This window comes from Acinetobacter sp. V102_4 (assembly GCF_031799005.1).
Taxonomy (GTDB): domain Bacteria; phylum Pseudomonadota; class Gammaproteobacteria; order Pseudomonadales; family Moraxellaceae; genus Acinetobacter; species Acinetobacter calcoaceticus.
The window spans coordinates 1-18,685 of the sequence record NZ_JAVQNR010000028.1; the positions used below are offsets into that span (position 1 = coordinate 1).

Here is an 18,685-nt window from a genome sequence, read left to right on the forward strand (position 1 = left end):
ACTCAATTCCAAGTAACTGTTTTTCAACAAGTTTCTATCTGCATCACCGCCGATGGATGTGCATTATAGAGGATTAAGATCCCTTTGCAAGCGAAAATTAAAAACTTATGACTTGAGCGTTCATTTTTAAAACAACAACCAAACTAACCAGTTGTTTTATATCAATAATTATTTTAATTATTTATTTTTGACTTAAATACGCCAGTATCATGCTCGCTAATTCTTGTTTAAGTTGTTGTTCCGATATAAGAAAATTGTTCTGACTAACATATCTCATCATTGTAAAAAGCGTACTATTAATTATTACAAAGGATTTATGCTTCACCTGTTCGAAGTCCCATTGATGGGGATTTCTACTAAATGTATATAGTCCAACTTCAAAAAAATGTTTTTCTAAAATCTGAGCAGCTTGCGAATGACTATAGTCATGCCAATGCTTCAGTACCTCTATAAAAAATCCATGATCGGCTTTTAATGCAGCAAATCCTAGTTCTATTGCTAAGGGGATAAGGATATCCAAAGGAATATTTCCTTGCTGCATAACTAATTCTTTGAGTTGTTGCCCCAATAGTTCGCTTTTACGGCGCAACAGTTCTTCAATGATTTGATCTTTATTCTCAAAGTATTGATAAATTGAACCCACACTTACTCCAGATCTCTCTGCAATTTTAGGAGTCGTGGTATGGAGCAATCCATATTGGGCAATACAGTACTGTGTCGCCTCTAAAATATGGTCAACAATAATTTTTGAACGCTGTTGCTGTGGGGCTTTTCTCATTGGTTTTTTTATTCTTTAAATGTGAATTGAATGCGAATAATTATTCATATTAGCCTATTTATTATTCAGTTCAATAAGTAAGTGACAAAATGCAAATAAGTAGCCCGACTCGACTTGCCTCTTTTAATGACATGCAAGACAGTAATTTCTTTACTCAGTTTTTAAATGTCTGTTGCAAAAAACCAGCACAGCCAAACTATGCAGAATATGTGTCTTTACAACGTGCTCTTTATGAAGGGGACGTTGAAATGGATAAAGTAATTGATTGGGTTATGAAAAATCCTAAAGATCACCGCATGATTTTTGAGAAGATATTATTTCAAGGCCGCGATGACCTATCTGAGCCGATGCCCACCGAGTTAGAAAATTTCTTTAATTACATTGAACAAAAGCCTGAATGGTTAGACCAACACCAAATTGATGAGGCTATTAAATTTACTCATCGTTTAGGAATAAATAATGGTTTTATTCTTAGAGATTTATCTTTGATGGCGGGATATTTATATCCGGGGTTTAATCAACCTTTAATTTTAACTGGCACATTGAAGAAACAAGCAGGAACACGTTTAGCAGAGACTACCAAATGGTGGGTTGATATTACTGAACCTCAAGGGCTTTCTCGTTTGGTTTCAGGCTTTACCTCAACAATTTATGTTCGCTTTATTCATGCACTCGTTCGCCGGCAATTGAAAAAGTCTGATCGTTGGAATAGCGAAGTTTGGGGAATTCCTCTTAATCAGTTTGATTTAGCAATGACCAATTTAGCGTTTAGCAGTGTGGTTTTACTCGGTATTAGAGCTTTAGGTATATGGCCGACAAAACAGGAAACTAAGAATTTTTTACATTTTTGGCGTTATGTTGGCTGGTTGATGGGTATTGATGAAAAATGGCTTATTCAATCTGAAACTCAAGGCTGGCGATTACTTTACTGGATGCAATTTGCTCACCCTCGCTCCGATCACAGCAGTATTGAATTAGGATCGAGCTTATCTAAAGAACCTTTTGAGAGAAAGTATCTGCATTTACGCTCTTTGCAACAGAAGCTTGCTTACCGTCAACATTTAGAACTTACCCAATTTTTTATTGGCAAGAAAAGGATGAAACTACTCGGATTGCCTCGTCAGTCAGCTTCATGGTTTGCTTATTATCTTATTGTGCGTAATTCATTACTTTACAGTGGTGCAAAGCTTTCACCAAAAGTTGAAAACTTCTTATCCAAATCAGGGCGTAATATACAAAAACTTGGTCTAAGTCTTTATCAAAATCAAGGTAAAGCAAAAAAATTGGCGAGTATGCATCAATAATTTTCTAAGCCTAAAAATAAAGAATGGAAGTCTGGATATCAAACTTCCATTCTTAAATATTAAAGGCTTATTGAGATGATGAACTATGCATTTCAGCGTGATTCATTTGCTCGTGTGACTCCACCATCTGCTTCTTTTTTTGACTTGGCATGTAGTCAGGCTCATTGTTGATCGCCAAGTAAAAAATAATCATAAATAATAAGCTCAAGATAGAAGCCACAATAAGTAACTTCCATCCCCACCAAGACTGTTCAGGCGATAATTTATTTGTCATTTGATTTCTCACGTTAAATTAATATTTTCATTCCATTTAATTCGCTACAGCTTATTAAAACTTCATGCTCATACGAACCCAGTAATTTCTTCCGATATTGTTAAACTGCTCTTCACTCGCAAATCCAAAGCCTGCACTACCCGCTTTATTTAAGTGTTCGGTATAACTCTTATCTAATACGTTATCGATGCCGATAGAGACATCAATATCTTTACGAAGGTTGTAACTTCCGTTTATAGAAAGAGTTGAAAAACCTTTACTTGGTTTTAGGTCATATCCCACGATGTTACCTTGATGTAGACTCACGCGATTTTGCTCAGCAACAGCTCGCCACAAGAGACCTAAATTATATTTGTCAGCCACATAGCGGACATTTAGTCGACCTTCTAAAGGTGAAATTTGAGGTAAAGGTTTGTCATCTGTGGTGTTTTTACCCCATGCATACATCGCACTTAAATCTGCCTGAATATGGTCGGTAAATTGATAGCCAATACCTGCTTCTGCACCTGCGATGGTTGCATCGACATTTTTAGCGCCCGCGGTAATATCATGGCTCATATCATGTCCACCCATTCCCGTGCTTGGGTGGTGGTGGTAACTCATTAAAATGTAGTCATCTACTAAGCCTGCATAAGCAGAAGCCCATGTATTTAAAGCGCCATGTTGTTGCTGAAAGCCCAGATCCAACTGAAGTGTTTTCTCAGGATTCACACCGTTAAAGGTATTGGTTGAACCAGCATTACCATGTTTAGGCGAAAAAAGTTCCCAATAATCAGGCATACGTTCTACATAGCCTAAACCGATATAGCTCTTTAAGTCATGCTCAGGATGTTGATTTTCCCAGCGGACAAATGCACTTGGTAAAGTCTTTTCAAGTTTAGTATTAAAGCCTTTTGCTTGAGAATCTGCGCGCTCATCTTCAACTGTTACTCGATCTAAACGCACACCTGTAACCAGTTTATTGAGATCGTTCCATTGATAACCGAGTTCACCAAAAGCACCATAAGATTGAAAACGCATATCTTGACGATATGGGATATTCATAGAAGGCATCGTTGGCGATGACATGCTACCGCCATGTTTATTGAATTGAGAATCTATACCTGTAATCAGGCTCCATTGATTCCATTCAGAAGTCATTGCCAAACGCGAGTTTAATGTACGGCGCGTCACTTGCATTGCCATTGGATTCGGCATCAGCATAGTCATACCACCATGTGTCATTTCAACTAATGGCGGTGTACGCAAGCTAAAGTTATCCATAATATGGTCGTTATAGCTGTAGTTCACCTGCCCTTCTATTTTCTTGATGACATTAGTGATGTTTTTCTTTTCGAAACGTAGTCCTAAGCTTTCACGCGCAAACTGAGAACCGTCCATTGAACGTCCAGCATAGAGCGATTCACCATCAGATTTTCCACCAGTGAGTTCAACCCAAGTGTTTTCATCTGGAGTGAAGCCAAGTGCTACATCAGCATTCCACTTTTTCCATGCTGAAGGCACGGTATTGCCATCACCATCTTGATAACTATTAGACTCTGAACGGTTGGCATTTAAACGAATATATTTCTTCTCATCGCCAATTGCCGTTTCAACATTATGATCAATACGTCCATATGAACCCAATAAGACACTCGCTTGCCCACGATAAGGTTTCTCTGTAGTGAGCTTTTCAGGCTGACGTTCAAAAAGGACAGTCGCTGCCGAACCCGTATTGGCATATTGAACCGTTTGCGGACCTTTAATCACAGAAATACGATCATAACTTTCTGGAGAGATATAAGAAGTTGGAGCATCCATACGGTTTGGGCATGCGCCTAAATTTTCAGTCCCGTCAGTTAGAATTTTGATGCGTGAGCCAAACATGCCTCGGAAGGTCACATCACCATTTGTTCCACCGCTTTGTATTGAGTTAAAACCCATAATACTTTGCAGATAATCTGCCCCATCTGTAGCAGGTACTGGCTGAATGGGTTGTTTCGGGTCGGCATGTACAATCAGACCATTTGCATCATTACCTTGCTGTGCTGTAACAACAATAGGTGCTAATGAGTGAAGTGTTTTGGTATCGGCATCATTTTTTTCTGAATCAGCAAAAACTAGACCCGAATGAGAGACAGCAAGCATCGCAACCCATAGAGGTTGTAATAAGAATTTAGAATGTGGCATTTTTATACGCTCTAAAACATAAATAAAGTGATATTGAAGTCAATCAAGACCCCAACAAAAAACTGTTTTTATTTATGCAAATAGAGGCGGTGCACGCCCTTGCGGGAGTAGGAAAAGTCGCTGTAGCGCAAAATAAACATGTTTGAATGCTTGTTGATAGGCGACTAAGCGAACTTGTATGCGAACTAAAACTTCTTTTACGCCGAATTCAGGCGGTAAAACCAGATTGGCATAGACGGTACAATATTGACACTGATGATTTGCATCATGATGGTCATGGTGTTCAGGTACTTGAGCCTGTTCAATATGATGTTCATGATGTGAATGCATGGTATGTGACATGGCTTCCGTCTGTGCTTTAGGCTTCAGCAAAGCACGGGTAATAGTTTCACAGACCGGAGCAATTTGATATTGCTTCGGTAATAGCGGCTGTAGAAATACCGCAACCTGTAAAAATACTGCTGCACATGCAAGCAGTAAACCACTACGAAAAACCAAAAATCACATCCACACTATATTAATATTTGAAGAATAGAAATTTTTAACGTTTTACTGCAACTTTTTCACGCTCACGTTGACGAACAACTTTTTCGACTTTTTCACGCGCACGCTGACGTTTAAGTGGCGACAAATAATCCACAAATAATTTGCCATTTAAGTGATCCATTTCATGTTGGATACAAACAGCGAGAAGTCCATCAGCTTCTATCTCAAATGCTTGACCTTCAAGGTTAATTGCCTCAATTTTCACACGTGACGGGCGCTCAACTTTGTCGTATATTTGTGGCACCGATAGGCAGCCTTCTTCGTACTGCTGCTTATCTTCTGTCAGCGGAGTGATTTTGGGGTTAATAAAAACCAAGGGTTCATCTTTAGCTTCAGATAAATCTATAACGATTAACTGAATATGACGATCTACCTGTGAAGCTGCTAAACCAATACCTGGTGCGGCATACATGGTTTCAAGCATATCTGCTGCAAGTTGACGAATTTCATCAGTAACTTCTTCAACAGGCTTAGCAATGGTACGAAGACGGGGATCAGGAAAACTTAAAATAGGTAATAAGGCCATACTGACGTCCTCACTTATGCCATTGATTGAAAAACCAAATGAAGGAAATACTTCATCGAAAAATTGTGTGTAAGCCGCTCATTATAACGCATCTGCACACATAATTTTTAGGAATTATCATAATGAAAAAGGTTTTTAACGGCATGGGTGAATTTCATGCTTTGGGGATAAAAAAGCATTTACTTGCTTTCGCACTTTTTACAGGGGTTGCAATAGGTACAGTAGCAGAGGTTCATGCTGCTAGTCCGAACCATAATCCACCCTCTCTAAAAAGTAATGCACCACATGTCTACGTTGTAAAACGAGGAGATACGCTGTGGGATATTTCTGGTCATTTCCTAAGTAAACCTTGGCGCTGGCCAGAAATCTGGGCAAGTAATCAGCACGTCAAAAATCCACACTGGATTTACCCGGGTGACCGCTTATTGTTATGCAGTTTAGCTGGTCGACCATTGATAGGTAAAGATGAGGGAGATGGTTGTGTCGGCATTATTCGTCGCTACACAGGCCAAACAGCAAACTTACAACCTCAAGTTCGTGTGGAGTCGCTCAACGATAATGTGCCTGTTATTCCACTTGAACATATCAAACAGTGGTTAGAACACAGCACAATTTTGCCAGCCGATGCAATTGAACATACGCCTTATATTGTTGGCACTGCGGATCAACGTGTACTTGCTGCAAAGGGCCAAACGATTTATGCACGCGGACAAGGTTTAATTGATGGTCAACGTTATGCAGTCTACCGTGAAGGTGAACCGTACTATTTTATGGATAGTAAGGGTAAAAAACACAGCCTAGGTATTGAACTACAACAAGTTGCTTCAGGTATTGCGATTTCTTCTGAGAAAGACATAACAACACTTGAGCTAACTGATAGCTACAATTCCGAAGTGCGTCGTGGTGATCGGGTCATGCCAGAAGAAGATGCGACTTTGCCCACTCTATTTTATCCAGTGGATGCTAAACAAGTGACGGATGGTGGCAAGATCATTCGTGTGATGGGTTCAATTGGTAGAGCAGCCAAAAATAGTGTAGTGACTTTAGACGGAGGTACAGCTCAAGGCGTTCAGGTGGGTCAAGTCTTTGATATTACCCAACAAGGTGAAACCATTCGAGATCCTAAAACCAAAGAACCAATACAGTTACCTGGTCAACAAATTGGTAGCCTGATGGTATTTAGAACTTTTGATCAGCTTAGCTATGCCTATGTATTAGAAAGTGACTTACCTATTAAAGTAGGTTCAAACATTCAGCCACCTCGTCTTGATGATTAACGCTGGATATACACTTTACAATGCTTACTCAACTTTCTTCACACCATTACCACACCCTTAAAGTGTGGTATTTGGTGCAGCACTCTTTAGTTAGCTTTAAAAAAATTGTCGACTATTTCGGTAGCTGTGAAAAGGCTGTCCAACCTGCTGGGTTAGCCCAATGGTCTAATCTCGGTTTACATGCCAATCATTTAAAACGCGTAGATGAATTTCAAACTGCTCAAGGTCAGGCTCATTTTGAAAAACTAATTGAGCAGATCCAGCAATATACCGACTTTATTTTAACGCCCGATGACTCTGGTTATCCTACGCAATTGCTACCTTACACAGATCATCCGCCCATCATTTTTGGAAAAGGCCAAGCTCAAGCTTTGCTACAGCCACAAATTGCTATTGTGGGTAGTCGAAAACCAAGCCCGCATGGTCGTCAGGTTGCTTATGACTTTGCCTATTACTTAAGTGAAAAAGGATTTTATGTGAGTAGTGGTTTGGCATATGGAATTGACGAAGCTGCTCACCAAGGAGCTTCAGTACATCAACGAACTATTGCTGTAACCGGAACAGGTCTAGACAGCACCTACCCTGCGCAGAATAAAAAACTTGCAGAACAGATCTTGGCTCAAAACGGCGCCATCATTACTGAGTTTCTACCCGGTACGCCACCATTACAGCAGCATTTTCCACGTAGGAACCGAATTGTTAGTGGTTTGAGTTTAGGAGTACTCGTGGTCGAAGCAACTTTAAAAAGTGGCTCTCTGATTACTGCCAACAAAGCTGCTGAGCAAGGTAAAACGGTATTTGCTATTCCTGGCCATATTTATAGTGAGTTTCATCAGGGCTGCCATCAGCTTATTCGTGAGGGTGCAATCTTAGTCGATCATCCTGAACAGATTATTGAGGACCTTGCTCTCCCAACACAGTGGCAGAGTCAACAACAAAGCCAAAGTGAAGCAACTGAAACAGGCGCGCCAGAAATTCCTGAACATTTAATTAAACTATATCAATCTTTAGACTGGGTCGGTCAAGATATCGATCAGCTTGTTGTGCACCATTCACAACCTGTTGCAGAACTCACCTCTTCACTCATGGAACTAGAACTACTTGGTTTATGTATGCAACAATCAGGGCTGTATTTACGTTGTCGCTCTTAGTACTGGAGCACACAATAGCAATTCTGTCTGATTGAAAGGAAGAGTATTACCATGATTACCACCTCAGTTACCGAAGCCGCCGAAAGTTTACATCAAGGTCAAGTCTTGGCGTATCCAACTGAGGCAGTTTGGGGGCTAGGTTGCGACCCTTTTAACGAACAAGCTTTTCAAAAAATTCTAGAGCTGAAACAAAGACCTATTGAGAAGGGTGTCATTTTATTAGCCGGCCATATTAGCCAAGTTGAGCACCTATTAACCTCTTTACCTCAAACAGCCCAACAAGAAATTATTGATTGTTGGACGAATCACCAACCCTCAGAAAGAGCCACAACTTGGCTCTTGCCAGCTGGTGAACATATTCCTTCATGGATTAAAGGTGAACATCCGCTTGTCGCTGTTCGAGTCACCACACATCCTTTGTGTGTGGCATTATGCAATGCTTTTCATGGTTTTATTGTCTCGACTAGTGCCAATCCGAGTGGACAAGAACCCGCTCATTCACTACAAGATGCCTGCCAATACTTTGGTTCACAATTAAACTATCTCAATGGTGATTTAGGCCAAAGCCAGCAGCCAAGTAGAATTATTAATGCTCTCACAGGCGAGATTATCCGCGCTTAATTTCAGACAAAAAAAAGCTCAGTTATATAGGGATAACTGAGCATAAAAAAGGATGGGTATATACCGCATCCAGAGGGTTTGGATATCTCTGCAACGAAAGATAATTTGCAAAAAAGAGCGTCTTTCGTAGTGGTCGCTATTATGTGGCAATAGACTAAATGAGAGAAATATATAATTTCTCTAAAAAAAGCATGAAAAGTGTAGGGAATTTACGGTTTTTCGCTTAAAAATTAAAATTATATTAATATTTTTATTCGGCTTTTTTAATATTTATATTTCAACCTAGTTTTATAATCTATTTATAAATCATATAGAAAAGCTTTAACTAATAAAAAATGGCATATTTTCATTAATTTTTTTCAAAATATGCCATAGTTTTTTTAGTGGTCTTAGTTTTGCTCTTGTATGAGTTCACTCTTTTTAGAACTGACCTTCTTTTGAGCCATGATGATACCAATTAAAATTATTACACCACCTAGTGTGTGATAAATGGTCCACTGCTCAGATAACCAGACACTCGCAATAATTGCTGTAAACACAGGAACTAAGTTCATAAAGATACTTGTTCTATTAGGACCTAATTGCTGAACAGCCAACATCCAAACTAAAGGCGCAATGAGTGAAGCAAATACTCCTGCATAAATAGCACTCGGAGCATTTTGTGCATTTAAAGCATCCAGTCCGAACCAGAAAATCAAAGGAAGGTGAAATATTACAGAAAAACCAATCTGGACATATAAGCTCGTCATGATTGGAAGTGGCAACTGCCATTTTTTAAGAAAGACCCCATAAAATGCATAAAAGAACACAGCGATAATCATTAAGGCATCACCAAGATGTCCACCAGAACTTAATAAGTGGCCAATATCTCCTTGGGACATGACATAGAGCAAACCTGCAAAAGACAAAATACTGCCAAAAACTGCAAAGCGATTAGGCACATCTTTTAAAATGGCAAGAGAAACAAAAATAGTAAAGATGGGAATAAATGCATTCACAATTCCCATATTAGTTGCACTGGTATAATGTGCAGCCGTATAAGCAAGCCCTTGATAAAGCACCATTCCAAATGCACTTAATACTGCTAATTTAGGCAAATAATGTTTTAATAAGTGTCGCTGTTTCCAAACTGGTAGCAACATAAATGGGGTTAAAATAATAAAGGCGATTAACCACCGATAAAAACTGATACTGACAGGAGAGATATAATCAGAAACATAGCGGGTAACTACAATATTTAAAGACCAAATCAGTACTGCCAAAATGGGGAATATAAATGCCCATTTATGATATTTCATGACCTGACTCATAGTAATACGCCATCTGTAAAAGAGAGTTTATTTTGAAGAATGTCTTAATAAATTGAAATATCGCATTTCCGACATCGATATTGAACTTAGGACATCATCAATTTTTTAGAATAATGTCCAAGTCTTCATGGCATGTTCCACAACTTTGTGTAATTGCTCGGTACTAGCACCATCTCTTGCCTGAATCGTTAACCCTTGAATGACAGTTGCATAAAAGTCTGTCATTTCCTGTAACGGTGCATTTGGAGACAAATCACCCTGCTCTACACCTTGTTGAAGACGTTTGAATAATTTTTCTTTGGTTTTTATTCTTTTATCGAGAAGATTTTGCTGCACATTATGAGTAGCGTCAGAACAATTCATAGCTGCAACAACGAGCATACAACCAGCGGGCTTATTTGGCTGGACGAGTCTTTTAACGTTATCGTATAGATAAAGTTCAAAAGCGATTTTTGCTGTTTTTGCTTCTAAAAAGATGGTTTCAATAGGGCATGCTTCATGAGCCAAGTAGTAATCAATACTTTGATAGAAGAGCCCCGCCTTATCTCCAAACGCACTGTATAAGCTTGGTGCTGTAATTTCCAAAGCCTGTGTTAAATCACTGATCGACGTTGCTTCATAGCCATGCTCCCAAAAAAGCAGCATTGCCTTTTGCAAAACCTGCTGTTCATCAAAGCATTTAGGCCGCCCACGCTTTTTTTTCAGCGTGTCTTCAGCAGCGATCAAATTCGTTTCATGCGTATTTGTCATAAAGATCACATCTATTTTTATAACAATCGTTATTAAATTAATTGACGTTCGATTTTTTATCAACTATTTTATTTTCATAATGATCGTTAGTTAATTAATAAATTGCCTTTCCTCACTCCAAATTTAGCCAAGTAAGGATTTCCTATGGACCAATCTTCTATCTCTAAAGCGCGACCCACGACCTCCCCACAGGGAAGCTGGTTTGCCATTTTGGCCGTTGCCATTGCAGCATTTGCATTAGTAACAAGTGAATTTTTACCTGTTGGTGTTTTAAATAGTGTTGCAACAGATTTAAATATTTCTGTAGGTATAGCCGGTCTTATTATTACTGTACCCGGCATTATGGCCGCGATTGCTGCCCCCTTATTACCAGTTTCAGTGAAACAACTTGATCGACGCTATGTTCTCATTTTACTGACAGCAATTATGGTTATTGCCAATACCATTACTGCTTTTGCTGAAAACTTTCATATTCTATTACTTAGTCGCTTAATTTTAGGAATCTCAATTGGCGGATTCTGGGCCACGGCAATCGCTTTAAGTGGAAAATTAGCTCCCGCCCATCTCCCTATTGCTAAAGCAACGGCTGTTGTAATGGCAGGCGTAACTTTTGCGACAGTTTTGGGTGTTCCTATTGGAACATGGTTAAGTGAATTTTATGGCTGGCGCAGTGCTTTTGGAATTACAGCAGGAATTGGCTTAATTGTTTTAATCTTACAATTAATCTTTTTACCTAAACTTGTTCCAGACTCGCCAATCCATATGATGGACTTACCAGCATTATTACGCACACCTAAAGCACGTAGCGGCATGCTGATTGTTCTACTTATCGGCCTTGCTCATTTTTGTGCATATAGCTATTTAGCACCTTTCTTTAAGAATATTGCTGGCTTTAACGGAACAACGATTAGTTCATTATTATTGCTCTATGGAATTGCAGGTATTTTCGGAAATGCATTTGCTGGATATAGTGGTAATTTGAATGTTCGTTATACGCTTGCCTTTGTTAGTGCTTGCTTTGCAATTGTATTTTTTGGATTCCCGCTTTTTGCCATTCATGAATTTGGTGCTATTGTCTTAACTGCTTTATGGGGCTTCGCATTTGGTGCTTTTCCTACCTCAGCCAATATCTGGATGTTTGTACATGCGCCACATGCAGTTGAAAAAGGTATGCCTCTTTTTGTAGGTATGTTTCAGGTCATGATTGCCACAGGTTCATTATTAGGCGGTTATGTGGTTGATCATTTCAATGAAAATACCTTAATTTATGGCGTATTAAGTTTTGTTGCTTTAGCACTCGTAAGTACTTTTACCTTAGCAAAAGGCTTAAACAACCCTAAAGCGACCTGTGAAAATTAAAATATTAGTCTGAGTACAAAGATGAAAAATGAGGACCAACAATTTTCTTTATTGAACAGTATAGAGGTTCATGAATTTCTATATCAAAAAGAAGATATTGTTCGTCCTCATGCCTCGCTCTGGGGAGATTTTAATTTCAGCTTAAATGGCATTTTAGAAATGCAGGTGGAAGAACAGCTATATCTATCTCCACCTAGTTATGGACTTTGGATTCCACCTCAAACGGTTCATCAATCGACTGATATTGATCACGAAATTCACTATATCTGTATTCGTCTACATCCCCGCCTATGCTCTGTTTTAGGAGATGTCTGTCAGTGTTTTAGTATCCAGCCCTTTTTTCGGACGTTGGTCCTCCAAGTTCTGGAACAACAGAAGCAGAATAAAAAACCTGAATATTTAGAACATCTTTTACAAGTCTTATTCGACCAATTACAACAAGCCCCAGCCTATTCGCATTATTTGCCTCAAACGCGGCATCCAGTTTTATTGCCTATTTTAGAAAAGCTTTCCGACCCATTACTTTTTGATCACTCGTTACAACAGTTACTTCAAAATTTCTCGGTAAGTGACCGCCACCTGTTACGTTTGAGTCAACAAGAGCTACAACTCTCTTTATCTGAATGGAGAAATCGAGCCAAAATTGTTTATGCAATTCATCAAATACGACAAGGGACACCCATTAAGCGTTTAGCATATGATTTAGGTTATCAACATAGCTCAAGTTTTATTGAGTTTTTTAAACGTTATACTGGGCAAACACCTATTCAAATTAGAAATAACTAGAATTCGCTTTATCTTTTAAAATCTTTTTCTTTTTTGAACACGAATATTATTGCACTACCCCTCAATAGCAGTTAAAACAAATGCGTTACTTGATATCAACTACAATCTTTAGGAAATACTTATGACACAATCTATATATCACATTCCAGTAAAAGCTATTTCAGGCGAAACGGTTGACCTTGAACAATATAAAGGCAAGGTTTTACTTATTGTAAATACTGCTTCTAAATGTGGTTTAACTCCACAATACGAAGGCTTAGAAAAGCTTTATCAAGCAAAAAAAGATCAAGGTCTTGAAATTTTAGGTTTTCCAGCAAACAACTTTAAAGAGCAAGAACCAGGTTCAGATGAAGAAATTCAACAATTCTGTTCATTAAATTACGATGTTCACTTCCCTTTATTCTCTAAAGTGTCTGTTGTCGGTGAAGATAAGCACCCACTCTATGAAACTTTGACAGCAGCTCAACCAGAACGTACTGGTGAAGGACCTTTCCGTGAGCGTTTAGAAGGCTTAGGTATTCCAACTAATCCAGCTCCAGAAGTTTTATGGAACTTCGAAAAATTCTTAATTAATAAAAATGGCGAAGTAGTGGCTCGTTTTGCTCCAAACCTAACTGCGGATGATGAACAAATCGTTAAAGCAGTTGAAGCAGAGTTAGCAAAATAACGTTTAAAAACGTAAAAAAGAGCGTTTTCTACGCTCTTTTTTATTATCTGGTCAAAATGTTGTTTGTTTGCAAAAATACAATCTTTCTCCATATTTTATGCCTATAGTACCTATTTGCTTTATTTAATGTTGTTTGTAGTTATGAAAAAAGTTTTACAGGGTGCGTTTCTTCCTTTTGTAATTTTTGCCTCAGGCATGCTTTTACTCGGGTGTGATCAGGCACAAGACCATGCTACTGAACAAGAAAATACTGAAATAACCGAACAGGCATCTGATCAAACTATTGAACGACAAGAGTCAGATATTGCTCCGAGTAAAACCGAATTTAAAAGCGGCAATATTTTTTATATGGTTCGAGATGCTGCTAATTTACAGCTTAAAGCTGGAGATTATGTTGAACAACTTAAAGACACTCAACTTGACGTTGAACAAGCGATTCAAGATAAAAATCAAAATGAATTAAAAACAACTGTTTCAACTTTAAAACAGCAATTACAAGGTTTAAATCAAGCTCTTCTCACCTTAGATATCAAAAGTCAGGAAATTGAGAATATTCGCCAAAGTTTATTACATGCCAATCAACAAGCTCTAAGCATGCCTTTACTAAATGGGAAATTAGATCAAATCAATTTTGAACAAATTGAAAAACAGCTTAATACCATTCAAATGGATATGGTTAAACTCGCAGCTATGATTATGGCTGGAGATGAAAAACCTGATCCAAAAACTGATTCTTAAGTTATATCCAAATAATAAAAAAGCCACCTTACGGTGGCTTTTTTTTGATGAACACTGCACAAATTATAATGCGCGGTTCTTCATCTTACGGATAGTTTCAAGCTGACCTGAAATCTCTGATAGAGATGCCAATGCAGCAGCTGAGTCCAAATCACTCTTTTGGTTCGCAAGCAATTGTTCAGCATTTTTACGTGCTTCTAAAATTGCAGCTTCATCCAAATTGTCAGCACGGATTGCAGTATCTGCAAGAACCGTTACAACATGAGGTTGAACTTCTAAAACACCGCCAGATACATAGACGATTTCTTCTGTACCATTTTCCAACTGAACACGAATCGGGCCCGGTTGAAGCAAAGTCACAAGTGGTGCGTGTCCTGGCAAAATACCAAGTTCACCACCTGCGCCTTTCGCGATTAACATCGTTACTGCGCCAGAGTAAATAGACTCTTTAACACTTACGACATCACATTGCATAGTCGCCATGAGATGATCTCCTTAAATTAGAGTTTCTCAGCTTTAGCAATCACTTCGTCAATACCACCAACCATATAGAACGCTTGTTCTGGGATGTGATCGTATTCACCAGCTAATAGACCTTTAAAGCCACGAATCGTTTCTTTAAGCGATACTAATTTACCAGGAGCACCAGTAAACACTTCAGCTACGTGGAATGGTTGAGAGAAGAAACGTTGGATTTTACGCGCGCGGTAAACAACCAATTTATCTTCTTCAGCTAACTCATCCATACCCAAGATTGCGATGATGTCTTTAAGCTCTTTATAACGTTGCAAAATGTTCTGTACAGAACGCGCAATTTCATAATGCTCTTGACCAACAACTAATGGGTCTAACTGACGTGAAGTTGAGTCAAGTGGATCGATCGCTGGATAGATACCAGAAGATGCGATGTCACGGCTCAATACTACTGTTGCATCTAAGTGAGCAAATGTAGTTGCAGGCGATGGATCTGTTAAGTCATCGGCAGGTACGTATACTGCTTGGATCGATGTGATCGAACCAGATTTAGTAGACGTAATACGCTCTTGAAGAACACCCATTTCTTCTGCAAGTGTAGGCTGGTAACCTACCGCAGATGGCATACGACCTAACAATGCTGATACTTCAGTACCTGCAAGAGTATAACGGTAGATGTTGTCGACGAATAATAATACGTCACGACCTTTACCATTTTCGTCTTTTTGATCACGGAAGTATTCAGCCATAGTCAAACCAGTTAACGCTACGCGTAAACGGTTACCTGGTGGCTCATTCATCTGACCGTAGACCATTGCTACTTTGTCAAGAACGTTAGAATCTTTCATTTCGTGATAGAAGTCGTTACCTTCACGAGTACGCTCACCAACACCAGCAAACACAGATAAACCTGAGTGAGCTTTCGCGATGTTGTTGATCAACTCCATCATGTTAACGGTTTTACCAACACCAGCACCACCGAATAAACCAACTTTACCACCTTTTGCAAACGGACAAAGTAAGTCAATTACTTTAATACCAGTTTCTAAAAGGTCAGTAGAAGCAGCTTGTTCAGCATAAGAAGGCGCTTGACGGTGAATTGGCAAACGTTCTTCAGTTGCAACTGGACCAGCTTCATCAATTGGGCGACCCAAAACGTCCATGATACGACCAAGCGTAGCTGGACCTACTGGAACAGAAATCGGTGCATTTGTGCTAGTTACATTAAGGCCACGTTTAAGACCTTCTGTAGAACCCATTGCGATGGTACGAACAACACCATCGCCAAGCTGTTGCTGAACTTCTAATGTAGTTTCAGTACCGTCAACTTGGAGAGCGTCATAGATCTTAGGAACGCTATTGCGCTCAAACTCGACGTCGATAACCGCGCCGATGATCTGAATGATACGACCGCTACTCATTGCTGTCTCCTCAATTCAAACTTAATAATGTTAAACGGCAGCGGCACCGCCAACGATCTCAGAAATTTCCTGAGTAATCGCGGCTTGACGCAGCTTGTTGTAAATGAGTTGTAGGTCTTTAATCAGTTGTCCTGCGTTGTCTGTCGCTGCTTTCATCGCGACCATACGAGCTGACTGCTCACATGCAACGTTTTCAATCACACCTTGATAAACCATAGACTCGATATAGCGAACCAACAAACCATTTAACAATTGTTCTGCTTCTGGTTCGTAGATATAGTCCCAACCATAAGTACGGTTGAGATCATCGCCTTCTTCTGCTGGTGCTAAAGGAACAAGTTGTTCTACTTTAGGCTGCTGAGTCATTGCATTAATGAAGCCATTTGATACGAGGTAGATACGATCTAATTCGCCCTTATCAAATGCATCAAGCATAACTTGGACTGAGCCAGTTAACTGTTCCAAACTCGGCGCATCGCCAAGTTGGGTAGTTGCACCAAGCACTTTACCGCCGTAATTCTTAAAAAACGAAACCGCTTTTTGACCAATTAAAGCAAATTCAACTTCAATTGACTGCTGTTGTTGTGCTTTGACATGCTGCACAACTTTCTTGAACAAGTTAATGTTCAAGCCACCGGCCAAACCACGATCTGAAGACACTACGATATAGCCAACGCGCTTAACTGGGCGGTCAACCATATAACGGTGTTTGTATTCAGGGTTTGCTTGAACCAAGTGAGCAATTACACGGCGCATATTATCGGCATACGGACGGCCCTGAGCCATGCGCTCTTGCGCACGACGCATTTTAGAAGCAGCTACCATTTGCATCGCGCGAGTAATCTTTTGCGTGCTCTTGATACTAGCTACTTTGGCGCGAATTTCTTTTAAATTTGCCATACGCTTAACCTAGTATTCGAAAGCCCTTTCGAGCTTCCGAAGGTTGATCCGTGAACCAAACTTAACTAAAACTAAACTTAGTAAGTTTGAGTCGCTTTAAAGCTTTCAATACCTGCTTTGATTGCTGCTTCGATGTCTTTGTTGTAATCACCAGTTTCATCGATTTGTTTCATCAACGGAGCATATTCTGAGCGGAAGTAAGAAATTAACGCAGCATCAAAGTCTACGATTTTCTTAACTTCTACGTCAGCCATATAGCCTTCGTTAGATGCATAAACAGAAACAGCTTGGTCAGCAATTGAGTAAGGAGCATATTGCTTTTGCTTCATTAACTCAGTTACACGTTGACCATGTTCAAGTTGCTTACGAGTTGCTTCGTCAAGGTCAGAAGCGAACTGAGCAAACGCAGCCAATTCACGGTATTGTGCTAAAGCAGTACGGATACCACCAGACAATTTTTTGATGATCTTAGTTTGAGCAGAACCACCAACACGAGATACAGAGATACCCGCGTTCACAGCAGGACGAATACCTGCGTTGAATAATGATGTTTCTAAGAAGATCTGACCGTCAGTAATCGAAATTACGTTCGTTGGTACGAATGCAGATACGTCACCTGCTTGAGTTTCAATAATTGGCAATGCAGTTAAAGAACCAGTTTTACCAGTTACTGCGCCATTAGTGAATTTCTCAACGTAGTCAGCAGATACACGAGAAGCACGTTCAAGAAGACGTGAGTGAAGATAGAATACGTCACCCGGATACGCTTCACGACCTGGTGGACGACGTAAAAGCAATGAAATTTGACGGTAAGCAACAGCTTGCTTAGACAAATCATCATAAATAATAAGAGCGTCTTCACCGCGGTCACGGAAGTATTCACCCATTGTACAGCCAGAGTACGGAGCTAAGTACTGCATTGCAGCAGGATCAGCAGCCGCAGCAGCGACAACAGTTGTATACGCCATAGCACCAGTTTCTTCTAGCTTACGTACAACGTTTGCAATTGTTGATTGTTTTTGACCAATCGCAACGTATACACATTTAATGCCAGAATTTTTCTGAGCGATAATCGCATCGATCGCCATCGCTGTTTTACCAGTTTGACGGTCACCAATAATCAACTCACGCTGACCACGACCCACAGGAATCATGGTATCAACTGATTTATAACCAGTTTGAACAGGTTCGTCTACAGACTGACGCCAAATTACGCCTGGTGCTACTTTTTCAACAGCATCAGTTAATTTTGCATCAATTGGGCCTTTACCATCAATTGGGTTACCCAAAGCGTCGACAACACGGCCAAGAAGTTCCGGACCAACTGGAACTTCAAGTACACGACCTGTACAACGAGCTTTTTGACCTTCTTGAAGGCTTAAGTAGTTACCTAAGACAACGGCACCCACTGAATCCTGTTCTAGGTTCAGTGCCATACCAAATAAGCCGCCGTCAAATTCGATCATTTCACCGTACATTGCATCAGCAAGACCGTGAATGCGCACGATACCGTCGGATACCATAACAATGGTACCTTCGTTTTTAGCGGTCGCGCTGGTGTCCAGATCGCTGATACGCTGTTTAATGAGCGCACTGATCTCGGATGGATTCAGTTGTTGCATTGCGCTATTCCT

19 protein-coding genes are annotated in these 18,685 nt (G+C 39.7%); 8 read left to right on the forward strand and 11 right to left on the reverse strand.

From position 1 onward, the window contains the following. Positions 1-181: 181 nt before the first annotated feature. The gene (locus RMB13_RS00645; protein ID WP_311084122.1) at positions 182-778 is read right to left on the reverse strand and encodes a TetR/AcrR family transcriptional regulator; all 597 of its coding nucleotides are present in this window, start codon (positions 776-778) and stop codon (positions 182-184) included. Between the two features lie 89 nt (positions 779-867). On the opposite strand from RMB13_RS00645, the gene RMB13_RS00650 reads away from it, so the two are divergent. Beyond that, entirely contained in the window at positions 868-2,082 is a 1,215-nt protein-coding gene (locus RMB13_RS00650) for an oxygenase MpaB family protein (RefSeq protein ID WP_311084123.1), read from the forward strand. Positions 2,083-2,149: 67 nt separating this feature from the next. Here the strand turns inward: RMB13_RS00650 and RMB13_RS00655 are convergent, their stop codons facing one another. The 4 genes from RMB13_RS00655 to def form a co-directional block, all read right to left on the reverse strand. After that, positions 2,150-2,356 carry a hypothetical protein gene (locus RMB13_RS00655; RefSeq protein WP_017391506.1) on the reverse strand — a complete coding sequence of 69 codons (207 nt, stop codon included), beginning with the start codon at positions 2,354-2,356 and terminating at the stop codon, positions 2,150-2,152. Positions 2,357-2,410: 54 nt separating this feature from the next. Further along, entirely contained in the window at positions 2,411-4,525 is a 2,115-nt protein-coding gene (locus RMB13_RS00660) for a TonB-dependent copper receptor (RefSeq protein WP_311084124.1), read from the reverse strand. A gap of 72 nt (positions 4,526-4,597) precedes the next feature. Continuing rightward, a complete protein-coding gene (locus tag RMB13_RS00665) occupies positions 4,598-5,023 on the reverse strand; it encodes a DUF2946 family protein (protein ID WP_003655503.1) in 426 nt (141 codons plus the stop codon). A 43-nt stretch (positions 5,024-5,066) separates the two neighbouring features. Further along, positions 5,067-5,597 (reverse strand): peptide deformylase, encoded by a 531-nt coding sequence (def, locus tag RMB13_RS00670; RefSeq protein WP_004795267.1) that lies wholly within the window; start codon positions 5,595-5,597, stop codon positions 5,067-5,069. A gap of 122 nt (positions 5,598-5,719) precedes the next feature. Here def and RMB13_RS00675 point away from each other — a divergent pair, with 122 nt between their 5' ends. The 3 genes from RMB13_RS00675 to RMB13_RS00685 are packed head-to-tail and all read left to right on the forward strand — an operon-like array spanning position 5,720 to position 8,646. Then, complete coding sequence (locus tag RMB13_RS00675) at positions 5,720-6,874, forward strand: LysM peptidoglycan-binding domain-containing protein (protein ID WP_311084125.1); 1,155 nt, start codon at positions 5,720-5,722, stop codon at positions 6,872-6,874. A gap of 20 nt (positions 6,875-6,894) precedes the next feature. Next, positions 6,895-8,025: a DNA-processing protein DprA gene (gene dprA / locus RMB13_RS00680; RefSeq protein WP_311084126.1), complete on the forward strand. Its 1,131-nt coding sequence runs from the start codon at positions 6,895-6,897 to the stop codon at positions 8,023-8,025. A gap of 51 nt (positions 8,026-8,076) precedes the next feature. Beyond that, positions 8,077-8,646, forward strand: coding sequence for an L-threonylcarbamoyladenylate synthase (locus tag RMB13_RS00685; RefSeq protein WP_005037429.1), 570 nt, complete (start codon positions 8,077-8,079; stop codon positions 8,644-8,646). 389 nt (positions 8,647-9,035) lie between these two features. Here the strand turns inward: RMB13_RS00685 and RMB13_RS00690 are convergent, their stop codons facing one another. Both RMB13_RS00690 and RMB13_RS00695 read right to left on the reverse strand, forming a co-directional pair. Further along, positions 9,036-9,956 carry a DMT family transporter gene (locus RMB13_RS00690; RefSeq protein ID WP_311084127.1) on the reverse strand — a complete coding sequence of 307 codons (921 nt, stop codon included), beginning with the start codon at positions 9,954-9,956 and terminating at the stop codon, positions 9,036-9,038. Positions 9,957-10,061: 105 nt separating this feature from the next. Next, entirely contained in the window at positions 10,062-10,715 is a 654-nt protein-coding gene (locus RMB13_RS00695) for a TetR/AcrR family transcriptional regulator (RefSeq protein WP_080026137.1), read from the reverse strand. Between the two features lie 135 nt (positions 10,716-10,850). Between RMB13_RS00695 and RMB13_RS00700 the strand changes: the two genes are divergently transcribed. From RMB13_RS00700 to RMB13_RS00715, 4 genes are all read left to right on the forward strand, one after another. Beyond that, a complete protein-coding gene (locus RMB13_RS00700; RefSeq protein WP_311084128.1) occupies positions 10,851-12,065 on the forward strand; it encodes an MFS transporter in 1,215 nt (404 codons plus the stop codon). 21 nt (positions 12,066-12,086) lie between these two features. After that, complete coding sequence (locus RMB13_RS00705) at positions 12,087-12,851, forward strand: helix-turn-helix transcriptional regulator (RefSeq protein ID WP_311084129.1); 765 nt, start codon at positions 12,087-12,089, stop codon at positions 12,849-12,851. A 121-nt stretch (positions 12,852-12,972) separates the two neighbouring features. Continuing rightward, positions 12,973-13,518 (forward strand): glutathione peroxidase, encoded by a 546-nt coding sequence (locus RMB13_RS00710; protein ID WP_311084130.1) that lies wholly within the window; start codon positions 12,973-12,975, stop codon positions 13,516-13,518. A gap of 141 nt (positions 13,519-13,659) precedes the next feature. Beyond that, the gene (locus RMB13_RS00715; RefSeq protein ID WP_198496881.1) at positions 13,660-14,256 is read left to right on the forward strand and encodes a hypothetical protein; all 597 of its coding nucleotides are present in this window, start codon (positions 13,660-13,662) and stop codon (positions 14,254-14,256) included. A gap of 63 nt (positions 14,257-14,319) precedes the next feature. On the opposite strand, the gene RMB13_RS00720 is transcribed toward RMB13_RS00715, so the two are convergent. The 4 genes from RMB13_RS00720 to atpA all read right to left on the reverse strand — a co-directional run bounded on the left by RMB13_RS00720 (position 14,320) and on the right by atpA (position 18,673). Continuing rightward, a complete protein-coding gene (locus tag RMB13_RS00720) occupies positions 14,320-14,739 on the reverse strand; it encodes a F0F1 ATP synthase subunit epsilon (RefSeq protein WP_003655525.1) in 420 nt (139 codons plus the stop codon). A gap of 17 nt (positions 14,740-14,756) precedes the next feature. Beyond that, positions 14,757-16,151, reverse strand: coding sequence for a F0F1 ATP synthase subunit beta (atpD, locus tag RMB13_RS00725; RefSeq protein ID WP_003655528.1), 1,395 nt, complete (start codon positions 16,149-16,151; stop codon positions 14,757-14,759). Positions 16,152-16,181: 30 nt separating this feature from the next. After that, on the reverse strand, positions 16,182-17,051 hold the full coding sequence (gene atpG, locus RMB13_RS00730; RefSeq protein WP_003655530.1) for a F0F1 ATP synthase subunit gamma: 870 nt from the start codon (positions 17,049-17,051) through the stop codon (positions 16,182-16,184). A gap of 77 nt (positions 17,052-17,128) precedes the next feature. Then, the gene (gene atpA, locus RMB13_RS00735; protein WP_005037448.1) at positions 17,129-18,673 is read right to left on the reverse strand and encodes a F0F1 ATP synthase subunit alpha; all 1,545 of its coding nucleotides are present in this window, start codon (positions 18,671-18,673) and stop codon (positions 17,129-17,131) included. Between the last annotated feature and the right edge of the window lie 12 nt (positions 18,674-18,685).

What these genes read in the sequence shown, in the direction of transcription:
- dprA (WP_311084126.1), top strand. Translation starts at nt 6,895, where the DNA reads ATGCTTACTCAACTTTCTTCACACCATTACCACACCCTTAAAGTGTGG.
- atpD (WP_003655528.1), bottom strand. Translation starts at nt 16,151, where the DNA reads ATGAGTAGCGGTCGTATCATTCAGATCATCGGCGCGGTTATCGACGTC.
- RMB13_RS00645 (WP_311084122.1), bottom strand. Translation starts at nt 778, where the DNA reads ATGAGAAAAGCCCCACAGCAACAGCGTTCAAAAATTATTGTTGACCAT.
- RMB13_RS00705 (WP_311084129.1), top strand. Translation starts at nt 12,087, where the DNA reads ATGAAAAATGAGGACCAACAATTTTCTTTATTGAACAGTATAGAGGTT.
- RMB13_RS00655 (WP_017391506.1), bottom strand. Translation starts at nt 2,356, where the DNA reads ATGACAAATAAATTATCGCCTGAACAGTCTTGGTGGGGATGGAAGTTA.
- RMB13_RS00700 (WP_311084128.1), top strand. Translation starts at nt 10,851, where the DNA reads ATGGACCAATCTTCTATCTCTAAAGCGCGACCCACGACCTCCCCACAG.
- RMB13_RS00710 (WP_311084130.1), top strand. Translation starts at nt 12,973, where the DNA reads ATGACACAATCTATATATCACATTCCAGTAAAAGCTATTTCAGGCGAA.
- RMB13_RS00650 (WP_311084123.1), top strand. Translation starts at nt 868, where the DNA reads ATGCAAATAAGTAGCCCGACTCGACTTGCCTCTTTTAATGACATGCAA.
- atpA (WP_005037448.1), bottom strand. Translation starts at nt 18,673, where the DNA reads ATGCAACAACTGAATCCATCCGAGATCAGTGCGCTCATTAAACAGCGT.
- RMB13_RS00685 (WP_005037429.1), top strand. Translation starts at nt 8,077, where the DNA reads ATGATTACCACCTCAGTTACCGAAGCCGCCGAAAGTTTACATCAAGGT.
- RMB13_RS00720 (WP_003655525.1), bottom strand. Translation starts at nt 14,739, where the DNA reads ATGGCGACTATGCAATGTGATGTCGTAAGTGTTAAAGAGTCTATTTAC.
- atpG (WP_003655530.1), bottom strand. Translation starts at nt 17,051, where the DNA reads ATGGCAAATTTAAAAGAAATTCGCGCCAAAGTAGCTAGTATCAAGAGC.
- RMB13_RS00675 (WP_311084125.1), top strand. Translation starts at nt 5,720, where the DNA reads ATGAAAAAGGTTTTTAACGGCATGGGTGAATTTCATGCTTTGGGGATA.
- RMB13_RS00660 (WP_311084124.1), bottom strand. Translation starts at nt 4,525, where the DNA reads ATGCCACATTCTAAATTCTTATTACAACCTCTATGGGTTGCGATGCTT.
- RMB13_RS00715 (WP_198496881.1), top strand. Translation starts at nt 13,660, where the DNA reads ATGAAAAAAGTTTTACAGGGTGCGTTTCTTCCTTTTGTAATTTTTGCC.
- RMB13_RS00690 (WP_311084127.1), bottom strand. Translation starts at nt 9,956, where the DNA reads ATGAGTCAGGTCATGAAATATCATAAATGGGCATTTATATTCCCCATT.
- def (WP_004795267.1), bottom strand. Translation starts at nt 5,597, where the DNA reads ATGGCCTTATTACCTATTTTAAGTTTTCCTGATCCCCGTCTTCGTACC.